This window comes from Streptomyces sp. NPDC020362 (genome assembly GCF_040642095.1).
Classification (GTDB): domain Bacteria; phylum Actinomycetota; class Actinomycetes; order Streptomycetales; family Streptomycetaceae; genus Streptomyces.
The window spans coordinates 1-3,233 of record NZ_JBFAET010000402.1 but is presented as its reverse complement, the minus strand read 5'-3'; the positions used below and the strand labels follow the sequence as shown (position 1 = coordinate 3,233).

Below are 3,233 nucleotides of genomic sequence, written 5' to 3'. Positions count from 1 at the left end.
GTCGGTATCGCGGCGGTCAACGGGCCTGGGTCCGTGGTGGTCTCCGGTGCCGAGGATGCGGTCGCTGCAATCGCGGAGGTCTTCCGGCAGCAGGGCCGTAAGACGTCCCGGTTGAAGGTCAGTCACGCGTTCCATTCGCCGTTGATGGATCCGATGCTGGAGGAGTTCGGGGAGGTCGTTCGTGGTCTGGCCTTCGACGAGCCGCGGATTCCCGTCGTTTCGAACCTCACCGGTCGCCTGGTCGAGGCATACACCCCCGAGTACTGGGTGCGGCACGTCCGTGAGGCGGTGCGCTTCGCCGACGGCATCGAGACCCTGCACGGTTTGGGTGTGACCACGTTCGTGGAGATCGGTCCGGGCGGTGTCCTCAGCGCGCTCGCCCAGGGCTGCTTCGACGAGGGCACAGGCATCGTCACCGTTCCCGCCCTGCGTGCCGACCGCCCCGAGCCGTACGCCCTCGTCACCGCCGTCGGGCAGTTGCACACCCACGGCATCTCGCCCCACTGGCAGGCGCTCTTCCCGGGCGCCCGCCGCGTCGACCTGCCGACCTACGCCTTCCAGCGCGAGCGCTACTGGCTCGACGCGCCTCGGGCGGCGACCGCCGGCGCCCCGGAGGCGATGGACGCCGAGTTCTGGGACTCCGTCGAGAGCGAGGACCGGGCATCTCTCGGTGCGCTCCTGGGACTGGAGCCCGCCGAACTGGACGTGGTCGCACCCAAGCTGTCCGCCTGGCGCCGGCAGCGGCGCGAGCAGTCCACCGCCGACGGCTGGCGCTACCGGATCACCTGGCAGCCGCTCGGCGACATTGCCGGGGCCGCTCCGTCGGGGACCTGGCTCTACGTGGTCTCCGAGAAGACCGCGTGGACCGAGGCGATCCGCGCCGGGCTCACGGAACTCGGCGTCGCGCTCGTACCGTTCGCCGTGGGCGAGGACACCGACCGCGACGCGCTCGCCCGGGCCTTCGCCGACGCAGGGCACGAGCAGGCCGACGGCATCCTGTTCGCCGCAGCACAGGGAGAAGCGGGGACGGACGCCCTCCAGCGGCTCGTCCTGCTCGTCCAGGCCCTCGGCGACGCCGGGATCGAGGCCCCGCTGTGGTGCCTGACCACCGGCGCAGTGTCGACCGGCACCGCGGACCTGCTGACGGACCCCGTCTCCGCCCGGCTCTGGGGCCTGGGCAGGATCGTCGCCCTGGAACAGCCGCAGCGCTGGGGCGGGCTCGTCGACCTGCCCGCCGAACTCGACCCGCGCGCGCTGGAGCGCCTGGCCGGCCTGCTGGCCCAGGCCGACGAGGACCAGCTCGCCGTACGCGACTCCGGCGTGTCCGGCCGCCGACTCGTGCGTGCGCCGCAGAGCGCGGCACCGGAGGACGCACCCTGGTCGCCGCGCGGCACCGTGCTCGTGACCGGTGGTACGGGTGCCCTCGGCGGGCACGTCGCCCGCTGGCTCGCCGGTGCCGGTGCCGAGCACCTGGTGCTCACCAGCCGCCGGGGCACCGATGCCCCGGGCGCCGCCGAACTCAAGGCGGAGCTGGAGGAGCTGGGCGCTCGGGTCACCGTCGCCGCGTGCGATGCGGCCGACCGCGACGCACTTGCCGAGTTGTTCGGCCGGCACACCGTGAACGCCGTGGTGCACACCGCAGGCGTGCTCGACGACGGCTTGGTCGAATCGCTCACGCCCGGGCGCCTCGACCACGTGCTGCGCCCCAAGGTGGACGCCGCTCTCCACCTGCACGAGCTCACCCGGGACCGCCAGGACCTCGACGCCTTCGTGCTCTTCTCCTCGATGACCGGCGTCTGGGGCAACGGCGGCCAGGGCGCCTACGGTGCCGCGAACGCCTTCCTCGACGCCCTCGCCGAGCAGCGCCGCGCGCAGGGCCTGCCCGCGCTGGCCGTCGCGTGGGGATCCTGGGCGGACGGAGGCATGGCCGACGGCGCCGCCGGTGACCACCTGCGGCGGCGCGGCGTACGGGCGATCGCGGCCCTTCCCGCGATCTCCGTGCTGCACGGTGCGCTGACCCACGGCGAGACCTCCGTGACCGTCGCGGACGTGGACTGGGACCGTTTCGTCCCGGCCTTCGCCGGCACGCGCCCCTGCCCGCTGCTGCACGGCGTGCCCGAGGCCCGCAGGGCCCTCGAAGCACGTGCCCAGGACGCGCAGAGCGCCGAAGTGCCCGCGTCCGGGCTGGTTCAGAGCCTCCTCGGCGCCACGCCGGGGGAACAGGGCCGCATCCTGCTGGACCTGGTCCGCGAGCAGGCCGCCACGGTGCTCGGCCACGCGGGCATGGGCGCCTTCGAGGCCGACCGGACGTTCCGCGAGACCGGCTTCGACTCGCTCACCGCCGTCGAACTGCGCCACAGGCTCAACACGGCCACCGGCCTCAAGCTGCCCACCACCCTGGTCTTCGACCACCCGACCCCCACCGCCCTCGCCCGTCACCTGGGCGAGGAACTCCTCGGCCGGCACGGGCCGGAGGCGGACGCCGCGCAGGCGACGGCCGCCGCCGCGGCCGACGAGCCCCTCGCGATCGTCGGCATGAGCTGCCGCTTCCCAGGCGGCGTCCAGTCGCCGGAGGACCTGTGGGAGCTGCTGAGCTCCGGCCGGGACGCGATGTCCGGCTTCCCCACCGACCGCGGCTGGGACATCGACGCGCTCTACGACCCCGACCCCGACCGGCCCGGCAAGACGTACTCGCGCGAGGGCGGCTTCATCCAGGGCGCCGACCGTTTCGACGCCGGTCTCTTCGGGATCTCGCCGCGCGAGGCGCTGGCCATGGACCCTCAGCAGCGGCTGCTGCTGGAGACCGCGTGGGAGGCCTTCGAGCGCGCCGGCATCGCCCCCGCGTCCGTCCGCGCAAGCCGCACCGGTGTCTTCATCGGCACCAACGGCCAGGACTACGCCAACGGGCTGCGCAACGCTCCCGAGGAGATCGAGGGGTACGCGCTCACCGGCAAGGCCGCCTCGGTCGTCTCCGGACGCATCTCCTACACGTTCGGCCTCGAGGGCCCGGCGGTCACGGTCGACACGGCGTGCTCGTCGTCGCTCGTGGCCCTCCACCTCGCCGCGCAGGCACTGCGGACCGGCGAGTGCTCGATGGCCCTGGTCGGGGGCGTCACCGTCATGACCACGCCGGACCTGTTCGTGGAGTTCAGCCGGCAGCGCGGGCTGTCGCCCGACGGCCGCTGCAAGGCGTTCGCGGCCGGTGCCGACGGCACGGGCTGGGGCGAAGGCGT

General features: G+C 73.7%; 1 protein-coding gene. It reads left to right on the top strand.

All coding sequences use genetic code 11. The annotated features are described in order from the left end of the window. Positions 1-33: 33 nt before the first annotated feature. Positions 34-3,233, top strand: a 3,200-nt coding sequence (locus AB0H32_RS47500; protein ID WP_361135719.1) for an SDR family NAD(P)-dependent oxidoreductase, incomplete at its 3' end; no start/stop codon positions are given.